At 28.7% G+C, this 13,685-nt stretch carries 14 protein-coding genes and 1 pseudogene; 1 reads left to right on the top strand and 14 read right to left on the bottom strand.

Translation table 11 applies throughout. The annotated features are described in order from the left end of the window. Positions 1–77: 77 nt before the first annotated feature. From SY27_RS03825 to SY27_RS19265, 8 genes and pseudogenes are all read right to left on the bottom strand, one after another. Positions 78–1,358: a hypothetical protein gene (locus SY27_RS03825; RefSeq protein ID WP_045967509.1), complete on the bottom strand. Its 1,281-nt coding sequence runs from the start codon at positions 1,356–1,358 to the stop codon at positions 78–80. A gap of 208 nt (positions 1,359–1,566) precedes the next feature. Beyond that, entirely contained in the window at positions 1,567–3,171 is a 1,605-nt protein-coding gene (locus SY27_RS03820) for a hypothetical protein (RefSeq protein ID WP_235270886.1), read from the bottom strand. Positions 3,172–3,209: 38 nt separating this feature from the next. Continuing rightward, positions 3,210–3,935, bottom strand: a complete 726-nt coding sequence (locus SY27_RS03815) for a hypothetical protein (protein ID WP_045967508.1) — start codon at positions 3,933–3,935, stop codon at positions 3,210–3,212. After that, positions 3,922–4,491: an RNA polymerase sigma factor gene (locus tag SY27_RS03810; RefSeq protein WP_045967507.1), complete on the bottom strand. Its 570-nt coding sequence runs from the start codon at positions 4,489–4,491 to the stop codon at positions 3,922–3,924. Before SY27_RS03810 ends, SY27_RS03815 begins: the two co-directional genes overlap by 14 nt. 105 nt (positions 4,492–4,596) lie before the next feature. After that, positions 4,597–5,580: a polyprenyl synthetase family protein gene (locus tag SY27_RS03805; RefSeq protein ID WP_045967506.1), complete on the bottom strand. Its 984-nt coding sequence runs from the start codon at positions 5,578–5,580 to the stop codon at positions 4,597–4,599. Positions 5,581–5,721: 141 nt separating this feature from the next. Continuing rightward, positions 5,722–6,762 carry a 23S rRNA (adenine(2503)-C(2))-methyltransferase RlmN gene (gene rlmN / locus SY27_RS03800; RefSeq protein WP_045967505.1) on the bottom strand — a complete coding sequence of 347 codons (1,041 nt, stop codon included), beginning with the start codon at positions 6,760–6,762 and terminating at the stop codon, positions 5,722–5,724. A gap of 60 nt (positions 6,763–6,822) precedes the next feature. Continuing rightward, the gene (locus SY27_RS03795; protein WP_045967504.1) at positions 6,823–7,110 is read right to left on the bottom strand and encodes a carbamoyltransferase C-terminal domain-containing protein; all 288 of its coding nucleotides are present in this window, start codon (positions 7,108–7,110) and stop codon (positions 6,823–6,825) included. Then, positions 7,111–7,362 (bottom strand): annotated as a pseudogene (locus SY27_RS19265) (carbamoyltransferase N-terminal domain-containing protein); the annotation flags it as partial. Positions 7,363–7,522: 160 nt separating this feature from the next. Between SY27_RS19265 and SY27_RS03790 the strand changes: the two are divergent. Beyond that, entirely contained in the window at positions 7,523–8,164 is a 642-nt protein-coding gene (locus SY27_RS03790) for an O-methyltransferase (protein ID WP_045967503.1), read from the top strand. Positions 8,165–8,185: 21 nt separating this feature from the next. On the opposite strand, the gene SY27_RS03785 is transcribed toward SY27_RS03790, so the two are convergent. From SY27_RS03785 to SY27_RS03760, 6 genes are all read right to left on the bottom strand, one after another. Continuing rightward, a complete protein-coding gene (locus SY27_RS03785; protein WP_045967502.1) occupies positions 8,186–8,746 on the bottom strand; it encodes a phosphatase PAP2 family protein in 561 nt (186 codons plus the stop codon). Beyond that, on the bottom strand, positions 8,746–9,093 hold the full coding sequence (locus tag SY27_RS03780; RefSeq protein WP_045967501.1) for a twin-arginine translocase TatA/TatE family subunit: 348 nt from the start codon (positions 9,091–9,093) through the stop codon (positions 8,746–8,748). The genes SY27_RS03785 and SY27_RS03780 overlap by 1 nt, the downstream gene beginning before the upstream one ends. Positions 9,094–9,205: 112 nt before the next feature. After that, the gene (locus SY27_RS03775) at positions 9,206–11,476 is read right to left on the bottom strand and encodes a M1 family metallopeptidase (protein ID WP_045967500.1); all 2,271 of its coding nucleotides are present in this window, start codon (positions 11,474–11,476) and stop codon (positions 9,206–9,208) included. 17 nt (positions 11,477–11,493) lie between these two features. Further along, complete coding sequence (locus SY27_RS03770; protein WP_045967499.1) at positions 11,494–11,997, bottom strand: DUF6702 family protein; 504 nt, start codon at positions 11,995–11,997, stop codon at positions 11,494–11,496. Next, positions 11,987–12,841 carry a carboxypeptidase-like regulatory domain-containing protein gene (locus tag SY27_RS03765; RefSeq protein WP_045967498.1) on the bottom strand — a complete coding sequence of 285 codons (855 nt, stop codon included), beginning with the start codon at positions 12,839–12,841 and terminating at the stop codon, positions 11,987–11,989. The genes SY27_RS03770 and SY27_RS03765 overlap by 11 nt, the downstream gene beginning before the upstream one ends. Next, positions 12,828–13,601 (bottom strand): hypothetical protein, encoded by a 774-nt coding sequence (locus SY27_RS03760; RefSeq protein WP_045967497.1) that lies wholly within the window; start codon positions 13,599–13,601, stop codon positions 12,828–12,830. The genes SY27_RS03765 and SY27_RS03760 overlap by 14 nt, the downstream gene beginning before the upstream one ends. Positions 13,602–13,685: the final 84 nt, after the last annotated feature.

The raw sequence follows: 13,685 nt of genomic DNA, 5'->3' as shown, positions 1-13,685 counted from the left end.
ATACAAACTTGTAAACTGCAAAAAAAGGCACTTTTAATAAAAAAAATGCCTTAATTCTTATTCTGTATTATACCTAATTACTTTGTTACCACATTTTCAGTACTTTTCTCTATTTTTATAAACTTAAAATCAGGTTCTCCGTCTACATCTACATTTCTAAAAAACTCATTAATTCCTCCATCAACAACTTTTATATTGTTTTTTGAAAGGTTATATCTGTTTTCTACATCTTCTATTTTTCTTTCATTTTGAGTTGCAAAAGTATTTTTACAATGTGCAATTATTATATTTTTAAGTTTTACAAGCTCTTCAAATTCTTCTGTTACTAATTGGTTTTTAACTACTAAGAAATCTTCAAATCCATATACAATACTATTTGTAAACGTTAAATAGCTGTCTTTATTTAAGAAAATAGATTCTTTAATTAATCCTTGAGCATTATCCTCTAAATTTACTAATGTTATGTTTTCGGCTTGAATTTTTGTTTTATTTGCATTAGGGTCAAATCGATCATAATCGTCATAAGAATCAATTTCGAAACATCTAGATCCTTGAAAATCGGAAGAATACGGATTGCGAATTGCAATACTATTATTTATTTTTGATTGTACACCTTGAGTAAAATCAAAATCATCATCTGTTGCTCTAAATGAGATTAATTTTTCTAGCGTAACGTTTCCTCCATAGAATTCGAATGAATCATCATTGCAGTAACTTACTTGAATGTTTTTTATGATTGTTTTGTTTCCTACTCCTGCAAACGAAAGTCCATTTAGTTCTTTTTTTGCACTCAATTTTCTTCCTGAATATTCAATTCTTACATAATTTAACACTCCTGAATCGCTTTCTGTGTTCTTTCCTCCATAAACATTGTATTGAGGATTTAAATCGAATTTTAAAATTCCTATTCCTCCAAAATTATTCACAGGTGCATCTCCCATTACTATTATGCCTCCCCAATCTCCTGGTCTTCTTGTGTATGTATCTTTATTTGTTGTAAATACTATTGGAAATCCTGGTGATCCGTTTGCTTCTATTTTTGCTCCTTTAGTAATTACTAATGTTCCACACGTTTCGTAATCTCCTCTTATTACGGTTCCAGGTTCTATTGTTAAAACTGCATTATTCGTTACATATACAACTCCATGTAATAAATATGTGTATCTATTTGAAAGTGTTGTGTTTTCTGTGATTGTTCCAGCTAATGTTTTATTAGTTTCTTTATATTCTTGTTTTTTAGGGTTGAAATTTGTCCAGCTTTCTATCCAATTGTCTTTGGTTATAATTCCAAAGTTAGATTGAGAAAAGCTTAAAAATGTACTTATTAAAAGTCCTGTTAATAGTATATTCTTTCTCATAGCAGTTTGTTTTTTTTAGTTCTTCAAAGCTATCATTCTAGCTTTATCAGAATCTTCCTATGAGATTATGAAATTGTTATTATACAGATTATTATATCAATTTATCATTAATAAAAAATGCCTCTTACACATAAGAAGCATTTAACGCATACAACTAACCCAAATTTATTGTATTAAAGATGTTTAAACTTTAAACTTCCTTTTTGTTTTAATTAAAATCAAAACGAATTCCTAAAGAAATATTATTTTGATCTACTGTATTATTTTTAAATAGTGGATTGATATCGTATTTAACATAAAGACTAGTAGCTTTATATCCAACATAAGTACTCAACCCGTACACGAAGTTTGATGTATTAAAATCTCCTTTTTGCTTATCTTTAATTTTATCACCGTCTAATTCATATTTGGTAATTTGTTTTGACTTAATATTAAAACCTCCATAACCTCCTAGACCAACCCTAAAAGAGTTATGTGTTCTGAAATAAGTCTTTCCGTCTTCTGAAAGTTTTTTAGGTGTAAAATCAAATTCTAAATGTAGTGGAAAAACCAATTGTACATTTCGCAACCTTGATTCTTTTAAATCAACTGCTGCAATTTGCAATTCTGTTTGATTACCATTTTTAACAAAGAACCTGTTATTTGTTGGACGAAGATTATTATACATTACTGACAATCCATATTTTACATGTAATAAATTAGCATTTTTAAGAATTCTAGTGTTGTACGTCAAACCCCATTCATAAAAATGTGAACCTGCAACACGAAAATCTGAATTTTCAATATTTTCTCCTTCAGTGATTAAATTATTTAACCCTAAAGCAAATACAAATTGAGATGTAGTTCTTTTAGATTGTTTTTTTATAAAATCATCTGCACCATTATAAACTTTCATAGAAGAAAGGTTTATTTGTCTGTGGAATTCACCTATACTATCTGGGCTTGACCCAAAGACAATACTTGTACCTCCTCTTTTTGACTTTTCATTATTATCAGAAATTTTTCCGTCAATTTTATCTTGAATTAATTGATTTAATTTTTCTTCTTGAACAGCTACTTTAGATTCAATATTTTTTGCTCTTTCTTTGGCTTTTTTTAATTTTAGTTCATCTGCTTCATTTTTAGAAAGAGTTCCTTCACTAACCTGATTGTCTATTTTATCTATTTCAACTTTTAAAGCGTTTTTTTCTTCATTAGTTATCGAAGCAATTTGATCTCCAATTTGTTTTGCTCGAATTTCAAATGAAATAGGCTTTTGCTCCCTACCTTTAATTGTACCAGTCTCTTGAACAATTTCTTCAACAACCTCAATTATCACATCTTTAAACCATATTTGTCCTTTTCCATGCAACAAAACACCATAAGAAATTGAAGTTGCATCATTGGGAACAAATAAAACAACCTCATATTTTATCCAATCTGTTGTTCCTTTAATAGCTCTATTTTGCATATTATCAAAAGCCAAAACTTTTTCTTTGTAAAAATCTACACGCATCCAAAGTCCAGCCCAAGATTTCACATCTTCACTTTTAACATAACCAGACATTTTAATTGTCTTTCCTAGATATAAATCTGGTTGAATTGTTTGCATTATGTTTCCAAAGCCTTTAATATCTTTTTTAATTGACTTAATTGTTAAAACATTTTGATTGCTAAATTCGGTACTTGTATCAGAACCCATTCGATAACTTCCATCAACTGTTTCTCTATAAGACCAATCTTCTGAATTTTTAGATATGTCTGCTGTTTGAGCTTTTAAATTAGTTACAAAAGCAACTAACGTGATTACTGTGTAAAAAATAATTTTTTGCATAATTTTTCGCTTTTTGATTGATGATTTTTAATGATGATTTATTCGTAGTTTCTATTAGCTACAGCTGTTTTTACTTGTTTAAAATTTCTTGTCAGTCTATCTAAAGTTGTTTCTTTATATTCTTCATTCAGTTCTTTCTCTGTTGATGTGAGTAACAATGATGCATCTACTTTTAAGTTAGATTCAATATTTTTATTAGTTTGAGGTTGTTGTTTTATTTCAACTTTTCTATTTTCTACACTTGCCAGCAAGGTTTCACCACTTATGTATTTATTTTTGACATTGATTCGCTTTACCTCATCTTGATTAATTTGCTCTATTTTGTCATTTTGAACAATTTTTGCTTCTTCTATTTTTACTATTTCCTCTACTTGGCTTTCGTTTTTACTTCTATTTTCTTTAGTAATAAATTTTTGAGATTGTTTATCATTATTTATTTCTGCTAAAGCTTCTTTTTCTTTTATTAAGATGTTATCTATTATTTGTTTTGTTTCATCTTTAACTGTATCAATATCTTTTTCATTAGTTACAATTTTTATATCATTAGTAGTTACAGTTGTATTGTTTTGATCATAAAGCCAAAATCCGATTGTTAAAAAAACTAAAGATGTAGCGGCAATATACAACCATGAAAAACTCTTTTTTTTCTTATTTTCTTTAACAGAAAGCATTGCATCCAATCTATCCCAAGCTTGTTCTGATGGTTTTATTTCTCTTGAACTTAATTTTTCTTTTATTTTATGTTCTATTTTATTTGGTGCCATTTTGTTTTCTTTTTAATAGATTAACTTGTTCTTGAAGCATTTTTCTAGCATGTGATAATTGTGATTTTGATGTACCTTCACTTATCCTGAGCATTTTTGCAATCTCATTGTGCTTATAACCTTCTATTGCGTAAAGGTTAAATATCATTCGATAACCATCAGGTAAATTATCAATTAACATTTGAATATCATCTGCTGAAAAAGCGTCTATTTCAAAGCTATCTTCATTCTCAGATAAAATAATATTTTCTATTTCTTGATGATTAAACACGTTCTTCTTTACTCTAATAAAATCAATACACTCATTGACCATTATTTTTCTCATCCAACCTTCAAAACTACCTTTGTGTTCAAACTTTTTCAGATTGGTAAATACTTTCATAAAAGCTGTAATCATTACATCTTCAGCATGATGAATGTCTTTAATATATTGACGACACACACCTAACATCTTAGGAGAAAACTTAGTATACAATTGATGTTGCGCTTGTCTGTTATTTAAGACCGCTTGCTCTATTACTTGTTTTTCTTCTCTATGTAAGTCTATTACCTTCATTTATTTTTTAGAAATTAAATTCTGATTTTAGAACCGCTTTCTATTTATATAGACGAGATGTTTTTTTAAAAGGTTGTATAGAAACTAAAAAATTATTTAAAAAAATTATTTTTTACGTTCAATAACATAATTCACCATTAAAATAAGAGAATCTTTATATGGTGATGAAGGGAAGTTTTGAATAAGCAATAATGCTTCTTGTTGGAATTGAATCATTTTTTGTTCAGCATAAGCTAATCCGTTTTTGTCTTTTACAAATTGAATTACTTCTCGAACTCTCTTTTTGTCTTTATTATGATTTTTTACTGAATTAATTACCCAGTTTTTTTCTTTAGTAGTACAATTATTTAATGCATAAATCAAAGGAAGTGTCATTTTTTGTTCCTTAATATCAATTCCTGTTGGTTTACCAATTGCATCATCTGTATAGTCAAATAAGTCATCTTTTATTTGAAAAGCCATTCCAATTAGTTCGCCAAATTTTCGCATTTTTTCTACTAGTTCTCCGTTTTCTGGAACTACTGAACATGCTCCAAGTGAACAACAAGCGGCAATAAGTGTGGCTGTTTTTTGACGGATTATTTCATAATAAACATCTTCTGTTATATCTAATCTACGTGCTTTTTCAATTTGCAATAATTCTCCTTCGCTCATTTCACGAACAGCTACTGAAATTATTTTCAATAAATCAAAATCGTTATTATCTATGGAAAGCAATAAGCCTTTTGACAATAAATAATCACCAACTAATACTGCAATTTTATTTTTCCAGAGTGCATTTATTGAGAAAAAACCTCTACGTTTATTACTATCATCTACAACATCATCATGAACTAAAGTTGCTGTATGGATAAGTTCGATCACTGAAGCACCACGATATGTGCGTTCATTTACATCATTATTATTAGCAACCATTTTTGCGGTTAAGAAAACAAACATTGGTCGCATTTGTTTTCCTTTTCGGTTTACTATATAATGAGTAATTCTATTAAGTAGCGCTACTTTTGAAGACATTGATTCACGGAACTTTTTTTCGAAAAGTTCCATTTCTACAAAAATAGGTTGTTTTATTTGCTCTACGATTTTCATTTATGCTCCAAAAATAGCTAAAACTTTGTTTTAAAACAAAGCCTTCTCTATTTGTTTCATCTAGATGGAAGTGACATTCTCTTTTGTTTTACAATAACCACGTTTGATATTATAAAATTATCTCCAAGAAAATTAATTATCTTAAGTTTTATTTGCCAATTGTCCACAAGCAGCATCAATATCTTTTCCTCTACTTCTCCTAACTTTAACTATAATATCATTTTTTTCTAGTGCTTCAATATAGTTTTCGGTTGCTTGTTCTGAAGCTTGTTGAAATTCTCCATCATCAATAGGATTATATTCAATAAGGTTTACTTTACAAGGTACATATTTGCAAAATTTCACTAAGGCATCAATTGATTTTTTATCATCATTTATTCCTTTCCAAACCACATATTCATAAGTTACTTTACTCTTTGTTTTTTTATACCAATATTCTAATGCTTCTCTTAAATCTGTTAAAGGAAAGCTCTTTGTAAAAGGCATTATATTATTCCTGGTTTCTTCAATTGCAGAATGAAGCGAAACAGCCAATTTGAATTTCACTTCATCATCTGCCATTTTTTTTATCATTTTGGAAACACCAGAAGTAGAAACAGTAATTCGTTTTGGAGACATCCCTAATCCTTCAGGAGAAGTTATCATGTCTATTGCTTTCATTACGTTTGGGTAATTCATCAATGGCTCTCCCATTCCCATAAAAACAATATTAGATAATGGTCTATCATAATACAATCTACTTTCATTATCAATTGCTGCTACTTGATCGTAAATTTCTCCTGGCTCAAGGTTTCTCATTCTTTTTAAACGAGCTGTTGCACAAAAATTACAATCTAAACTACAACCTACTTGACTAGAAACACATGCTGTTGTTCTTGTTTTTGTTGGAATTAGAACTGATTCTACAATTAAATCATCGTGCAAACGGACAGCATTTTTAACGGTTCCATCTTCACTGCGTTGCATTGTATCAACTTTTATATGATTGATTACAAAATTAGCCTCAAGCATGTTTCTAGTTTCTTTTGAAATATTTGTCATATCTTCAAAAGAATGTGCTCTTTTACTCCACAACCATTCATATACTTGATTTCCTCTAAATGCTTTATCATCATTAGAGACAAAGAAATCTCGTAATTGCTCTTTAGTTAAAGCTCTTATGTCTTTTTTCGTCGTTTGCATGGTGCAAAGGTAAAAGAAAATTATGGATAAATATTTTTCAAATTGGTATAAAAATTTAAGCTATTTCTTCTTCAAAACAGTATTTTCTAATACTAATATATCTAAGGCTGTTTCTTTGAATAGTTGTAATGCTTCTTGAGGTGTTTCTACAATAGGCATCCCTTTTCTGTTTAAACTTGTATTTAACAACACTGCAATTTCACTTTCTTTGTGGAATGCTACTAATAATTTTGAAAATCTAGGATTCCAAGTTCCATCAACGGTTTGTACTCTTGCAGATCCATTACAGTGCGTTACATTTTTCAAACTATTAAGGTGTTCTTTTTTTGTTTTATCTACTAAAATCATCTATTCCTTTTTGACTATTTTTTTACCAAAACAAGTGCTTCCACCTGTTGCAATTTTTGGTTCTTCTGTATTTAAAAAAAGTCTTTTCTCTTTAAAATAATCACGTTTTGGTATATTAAAGTTTTCGCACTGTACTACTAAATCAATATCCTTTAACGTTATTCCTTCTGCATCTAAACAATATTGAACGGCTTGCGAATCATTTCCTCCATCATGCTTTATTCTAGCAATTCTTTCTTTTTCTATAGCTACACATACATGACCGTTTTTTTAACAAGACAGCCGAACCGTTATGGGAAAGTCCTGTTCCTATTATATAAATTGGTTTACTCATCTATAATCTTGAAATTTATTGAAAACTACAAAAAATATTTTGATAACTTTGAATGATATTTTAAAACTCAAAATTAAGATGCATTTTATATCAGAAGATTTAGAAAATTATGTTGCTAATCATAGCCAGAACGAGCCAGAACTGTTAGCAAAACTCAATAGAGAAACATATCAAAAAATTTTACAACCTAGAATGTTAAGTGGACATTTTCAAGGTAGAGTATTAAGTATGTTATCTAAAATTATTAATCCTAATTCCATTTTAGAGATTGGTACTTATACAGGTTATGCTACTCTATGTTTAGCTGAAGGTTTAAAAAAAGAAGGAACCATTGATACTATTGATGTTAATGAAGAACTTTTTGATTTTCAAAAAAAGTATTTTGATGCTTCGGAATGGAAAAATCAAATATTTCAACATCTGGGAAATGCATTAGATATTATTCCTAATCTAAATAAAAAATTTGACTTAGTTTTTATTGATGCGGATAAAGAAAATTACATTAATTATTTTAATATAATAATCCCAATGATGAATAAAGGCGGAATTATTTTATCTGACAATGTACTTTGGAGCGGAAAAGTAATTGAAGAACTAGATCCTAAAGATATTAGCACCAAGATACTTGTTGAGTATAATGAACTACTAAACAATGATATTAGAGTAGAATCCGTTTTATTACCAATTAGAGATGGGTTAACAGTTAGTAGAGTTCTATAATTTCTACTAACTATTCTCATTTTATTTTCTACTTCTTTTTAAATATATTGAATATCCTTTATAAAAAACAGTTCCAAATAAAGCTCCAAAAAAGTAACCTGTTAAGATATCAATAGGAAAATGCAGTCCAAGATATATTCTACTATAAGCAAAGATTAAAGGGAAAAAGAATACAACAAAAGCATACTTATAGTATTGTCTTAAAATCAAGAAAATAAAAGTCATAGTTGCTGTAGAATTTGAAGCATGTCCTGAAAAGAAACTATACGAATTACTTGTTTTAACAACTCTAATAATGGTATTAATTTCAGGATCATTACATGGTCTTAAGCGTTGAAAAGAGTATTTAAAAAGATTTGTAATTTGATCTGTAAAAGTAATTAATAAAGCTATAAATAATAATACTATTCCTAGATTTTTCCAGCCAATTTTCTTTTGTAGAATTAATAACAAAATAACAAAATAAGGCGTCCAATTGAGCTGCTTTGTTATTTGTAACCAAAAGGTATCAAAGGATTCTGAGCCTAAACCGTTAAGAAATACTAATAGTTCTTTATCTAGTGTAATAATTTGTTCCAAGATTAAAATTGTCTTTTGATAGGTCCAGATAAGTTTTCAATATCTTCTTTAACTTCCTGAATTGGGTTTTGTATATCCGTAGTTATATCCTTCAATGGATTAACTGTATTATTTATTCCTTCTTTTGCTTTATTTATTTCATCTGAAATACCGCCAGTTATAGAATTCAAATCTATACCCGAATCTGTTGTGCTATTTTGAATTTCGTTTTTAATTTCATTAGTAGCATTTTTTAATTGAGCCATAGTTTTACCCATAAATCTAGCTACATCAGGAATTCCTTTTGAACCAAAAATCATAATTGCAATTAATATTATTATGATAAGTTCGCCTCCACCTATGCCAAACATTGTTTCTTTATTAAATTATAGTGAACAAAGTTACAAAGAAAAAAATAACCTAATGTCAATCTTTATAATTTTGACATTAGGTTTAACTATTTTTTCATATATCTTAAAAAAATTATTTCTTATCTAATTCATCAAATTTAGATATCACTGCTTCACTTGGCCACACATTATTTACCGTGTCAATATCAGCGGTTTCTAATTTTGGATCTAATTGAATTTTAACTATTTTTTTATTTGTAGCAAATACTCTTTTTGCTGTGTCATTATTCTTTCTCCAAATTTGAACCGGAAACTTATAATCCTCTTTAGTTCCATCTTCATATTGAAGTTCTACAATAATTGGCATCATTAATCCTCCTGGTTTTTCAAACTCAACTTCATAAAAATATTTAGGATTTTTTAATGCAGCCTTCTCTTCAGAAGTATAATTTTTAGACACATAATCTTCGAGAACTTGAACATCTTTTACTTCAAATGCTTTTTTTGTCTTTGGATTAAACTCTTTATGTGTCTCATCAACTAAATAAATAAATGGACCCATATCTCTTAAAGACCTTCCTCTTCTCGCTACGAAATTCTTCATTTCTTCAGTAGGCTCTGATGAAACATAATACTGTTTTACTTCTTTAATGCCAATATCAACATAATCCGTAGAATAAAACCATCCTCTCCAAAACCAATCTAAATCTACTGCTGAAGCATCTTCCATTGTTCTAAAAAAGTCTTCTGGTGTTGGGTGTTTAAACTTCCATCTTTGAGCATACGTTTTAAATGCATGATCAAAAAGCTCTCTACCCATTATAGTTTCACGAAGAATATTTAATCCTGTTGCTGGTTTTCCATAAGCGTTTGCTCCAAAATTATATATGTTTTCAGAGTTAGACATTATTGGCTCTAAATATTTTTGATTTCCTTTCATATAAGGAACTATTTTATCTGCTGGACCTCTATCTGTTGGGAAATTAGGGTCAAATTCCAATTCTGTTAAATATTCTAAAAAAGTATTCAATCCTTCATCCATCCATGTCCATTGTCTCTCATCTGAATTTACAATCATTGGAAAGAAATTATGCCCTACTTCATGAATAATTACACCTAACATTCCGTATTTAACTCTATCAGAATATTTTCCATCTTTATCAGGTCGTCCAAAATTCCAACAAATCATAGGATATTCCATTCCTTGATCTTGTGCAGAAACAGAAACTGCTTTTGGATATGGATAATCAAATGTATGTCTTGAATATGTTTTTAAAGTTTGTGCAACCGCTCTTGTAGAATATTCTCCCCAAAGTGGATTAGCCTCTTTCGGGTAAATTGAAATAGCCATTGGTTTATTTTTTTCCAACTGAACAGCCATTGCGTCTAACATAAATTTCCTAGATGATGAAAATCCGAAATCACGAACATTTTCAGCTTTAAATTTCCAAGTACTCTTTTTATCAGAAAATCCTTTTTCAGCTTTTTCAGCTTCTTCTTGAGTTACAATTAAAACTGGTTTATCGAAAGTGTTTTCTGCTAATTCCCATCTTTTCATTTGTTCTTCAGTAAACACATCTTTTCTATTTTGATGTGCTCCAGTTGCTTCTAATATGTGATCAGAAGGCACAGTAATATTTACATCGTAATTTCCGAAAGTTAGAGCAAATTCTCCTCTTCCCCAAAATTGCATATTCTGCCAACCTTCAACATCGCTATAAACCGCCATTCTAGGATAAAACTGAGCAATTACATATAAACGATTTCCATCTTCAAACTCTTCGTAACCTGAACGACCTCCATCAACTTGATAATTATTAATATTATACCACCATTTAATTGAAAAAGTAAATTTACCTTTTGATTGTAAAGGTTTTGCAAGGTTTATACGCATCATTGTTTGATTGATGGTGTAACTTATGTCTTTACCTGATTTGTCTTTTACATATTCTATATGAAATCCTCCTTGAAAAGGCTCTTCCATGAATTTTTTAGCAAATTTATCTGGAGCTAATCCTGGATCAACTCTTTCATTATCCACTAATGGTGATTTTGAATCTGCTGAACGAACATTCTGATCCAGTTGCACCCATAAGTATTCTAATGGTTCTGGTGAATTATTATAATATGTAATCGTTTCCGAACCTAATAGTTTTTTATTTTTATCATCTAACTCAAGGTTCATTTTATAATCAGCTCTTTGTTGATAATACGCTGGACCAGGCGCTCCCGAAGCTGTTCTAAACATATTTGGCGTAGCCATTAAGTCATACATTTGACGAAATTTATTTTCGTTATAATGACCTGGCTCTCTTCCTTTATCTTCGGTTTTCACTTCCTGAGCTATCGCAAAAAAAGAAGTAATTAAAACCAAAATCGAAGAAAATAAAATTCTATTTTTCATGGTAGGTTAATTAGTTTTCAAAATTTTAACAAAGCAGTTTGGTCAGTATTGGTTAACAAAAAACTACTTTTTTTATTATTTATATCTGTATGTAACAAATTTTGTTGTTCTTTAAAAATTTCAGTCAAAACTGAATTTTCGATTTCGAAAGTAGTAATTTTTTCAGAAAAATTCACTTTTAAGTAACAAATTAACACATCATTATCAATTTCAGTTCCTAAAAAATGAATTTCACTTAGCTTGTTATTAATATTTATCCTTATTTTTTCATTTAAATATTTCTCAACAAAGTTTTCAGCACCTTCAATTTCTCTATTTGATGCCAAATAAATTTTTTTATTATATCTCTTTTCTAAAGCTTTGTTTAAATCATCAATAAAAATTCTTGATGTTATTTCTACTCTACCTTTTTTGTCTACATAATCAATTTGAGTTACAGAGACATAAAACTTATGTATTGTAAAAGAACTTACAATAAGGAACAGAAATAAAAAGGATATTATTTTAATCTTATTTTTCATCTGACAAATGTAATAATTCTTCATTTTCTTTTTTAAACGCCTTTGATTTATCTATTAAATATTCTATCAGTTTTAATTCATTCTCTACTTTTAAAAATTCTACTAAATCATAACTTGACATTTCCGCATACGCTAAAAAAGGAACAATTTCCTCATTTTTAATTTTCAATGTAGATATAAAAAAATGATGTGAAAAACGCTCATTAATATGTTCTGCAAATGATTTTGACTGAATGTCTCTCAATCGTCTTTCTTCGAGAACCAAAGAAGCATTTTTTTTTGAGTTTTTTTTAATTCCTAATAATCTTCCAATTCCTCTTCCGATAGCTAGAAAATCAATATTAGATCCATTAGGAGCAAAATGATCTGGTGAAGTTGTTATTTTATTACCTTTATTAAATCTCTCATCTCCATAATTTTTAGTTACATTCATATCAATCCCTGAAAAACCACCATATGTTTTTATCTTTTTCGTATCTACTTCTAAATCACCTGTCAAAGTATAAGGTGTGACTACAACTTCATCGAGTTCGTTTATTTTTACTTTTAAACGAATTTCTAACTCTTCTGTCCAAAAGTCTTTTTCTGTAAGAACATATTTCTGGGAAACAAATGATAATCCTTGAAAATATAATGTATCTTTTGCTTTTGCAGTAATAGAAAATCTACCATCAACATCAGAAATTGCTCCTATATTTGAACTTACATTAAAAATTGTAATTTCGGCTACTTCCATAGAATCGGCTATAATTCTACCTCGTATTACTTCTCTTTCTCTTGGGATATTTTGCGAGAAGAAAAATTGTGAAAACAACAATAATAGAACAAAACTAATCTTTCCCATTATCTTTTTCTTTTTTACCAATACCCTTAATTTCAATATATTCTGATGCTAATTGCCCTAAAATAAAAGTAGCCATTGTTTTATTTTCATTTTTCATAGCATCAACATATCTTTCATCTTCTACTACATAAAATAAAAAACCATCTACATACTCTTCTGGAATTTTTAAAGTATTTATAATATACTCCTTTTGATAATAATCGCTAGTTTCTTCTTGAAGCATTTCTTTTTTCTCTATTTTCAATTCTTTTTTAAGTATTTTGGTTCTTCCACTAATTGCGTTTATTAAACCATCAACACTCATTCCTCCTAAAGGAATTAACAACGGACTATACCATTTAAATTCTTCTGCTGATTGCAGTCTTCTTTCTGCTGGTGTATATACTTTTTGCCCTTTTGGTACAATTCCCAAAGATTCTGCATTTATATTTTTATATTTAATAAGTGTTACTTCTGTTAATTGATTAACTAATGCTTCCATTGGAACAAATACTAAATCTTGATCAAAATCTTTTTGCACAACTACTCTTTGATATCCTTTTAAATGTACTGCACTAAACATTAATGTGTCATTAACTTTTGCTTTTATTGTGAAGTAACCTCCACGTTCTGAAACTACCCCTATATTTTTAGAAACATTTATAACATGAATTTCATCTAAAAAATTTGATTCAGAAACAATCTTTCCTTTAAAAATAGAGTCATTTTGAGCCCATATAAAAAGAGGAAACAATAAAAATAAGAGTATTTTTTCTTTCATTAATGTTGTTTTTTTAAGTATTCTGTAAAAATAAATGAGTTTAGTGCCAATTAAATACTAACAAGATTATAAACTTTTGTTAAT

This window comes from Flavobacterium sp. 316 (assembly GCF_000967805.1).
GTDB lineage: Bacteria > Bacteroidota > Bacteroidia > Flavobacteriales > Flavobacteriaceae > Flavobacterium > Flavobacterium sediminilitoris.
Note: the sequence above shows the minus strand (reverse complement) of the source record. Positions and strands in the feature narration are given on the sequence as shown.

What these genes read in the sequence shown, in the direction of transcription:
- SY27_RS03820 (WP_235270886.1), bottom strand. Translation starts at nt 3,171, where the DNA reads ATGCAAAAAATTATTTTTTACACAGTAATCACGTTAGTTGCTTTTGTA.
- SY27_RS03775 (WP_045967500.1), bottom strand. Translation starts at nt 11,476, where the DNA reads ATGAAAAATAGAATTTTATTTTCTTCGATTTTGGTTTTAATTACTTCT.
- SY27_RS03805 (WP_045967506.1), bottom strand. Translation starts at nt 5,580, where the DNA reads ATGAAAATCGTAGAGCAAATAAAACAACCTATTTTTGTAGAAATGGAA.
- SY27_RS03765 (WP_045967498.1), bottom strand. Translation starts at nt 12,841, where the DNA reads ATGGGAAAGATTAGTTTTGTTCTATTATTGTTGTTTTCACAATTTTTC.
- SY27_RS03770 (WP_045967499.1), bottom strand. Translation starts at nt 11,997, where the DNA reads ATGAAAAATAAGATTAAAATAATATCCTTTTTATTTCTGTTCCTTATT.
- SY27_RS03795 (WP_045967504.1), bottom strand. Translation starts at nt 7,110, where the DNA reads ATGATTTTAGTAGATAAAACAAAAAAAGAACACCTTAATAGTTTGAAA.
- SY27_RS03780 (WP_045967501.1), bottom strand. Translation starts at nt 9,093, where the DNA reads ATGTTTGGCATAGGTGGAGGCGAACTTATCATAATAATATTAATTGCA.
- SY27_RS03810 (WP_045967507.1), bottom strand. Translation starts at nt 4,491, where the DNA reads ATGAAGGTAATAGACTTACATAGAGAAGAAAAACAAGTAATAGAGCAA.
- rlmN (WP_045967505.1), bottom strand. Translation starts at nt 6,762, where the DNA reads ATGCAAACGACGAAAAAAGACATAAGAGCTTTAACTAAAGAGCAATTA.
- SY27_RS03760 (WP_045967497.1), bottom strand. Translation starts at nt 13,601, where the DNA reads ATGAAAGAAAAAATACTCTTATTTTTATTGTTTCCTCTTTTTATATGG.
- SY27_RS03815 (WP_045967508.1), bottom strand. Translation starts at nt 3,935, where the DNA reads ATGGCACCAAATAAAATAGAACATAAAATAAAAGAAAAATTAAGTTCA.
- SY27_RS03790 (WP_045967503.1), top strand. Translation starts at nt 7,523, where the DNA reads ATGCATTTTATATCAGAAGATTTAGAAAATTATGTTGCTAATCATAGC.
- SY27_RS03825 (WP_045967509.1), bottom strand. Translation starts at nt 1,358, where the DNA reads ATGAGAAAGAATATACTATTAACAGGACTTTTAATAAGTACATTTTTA.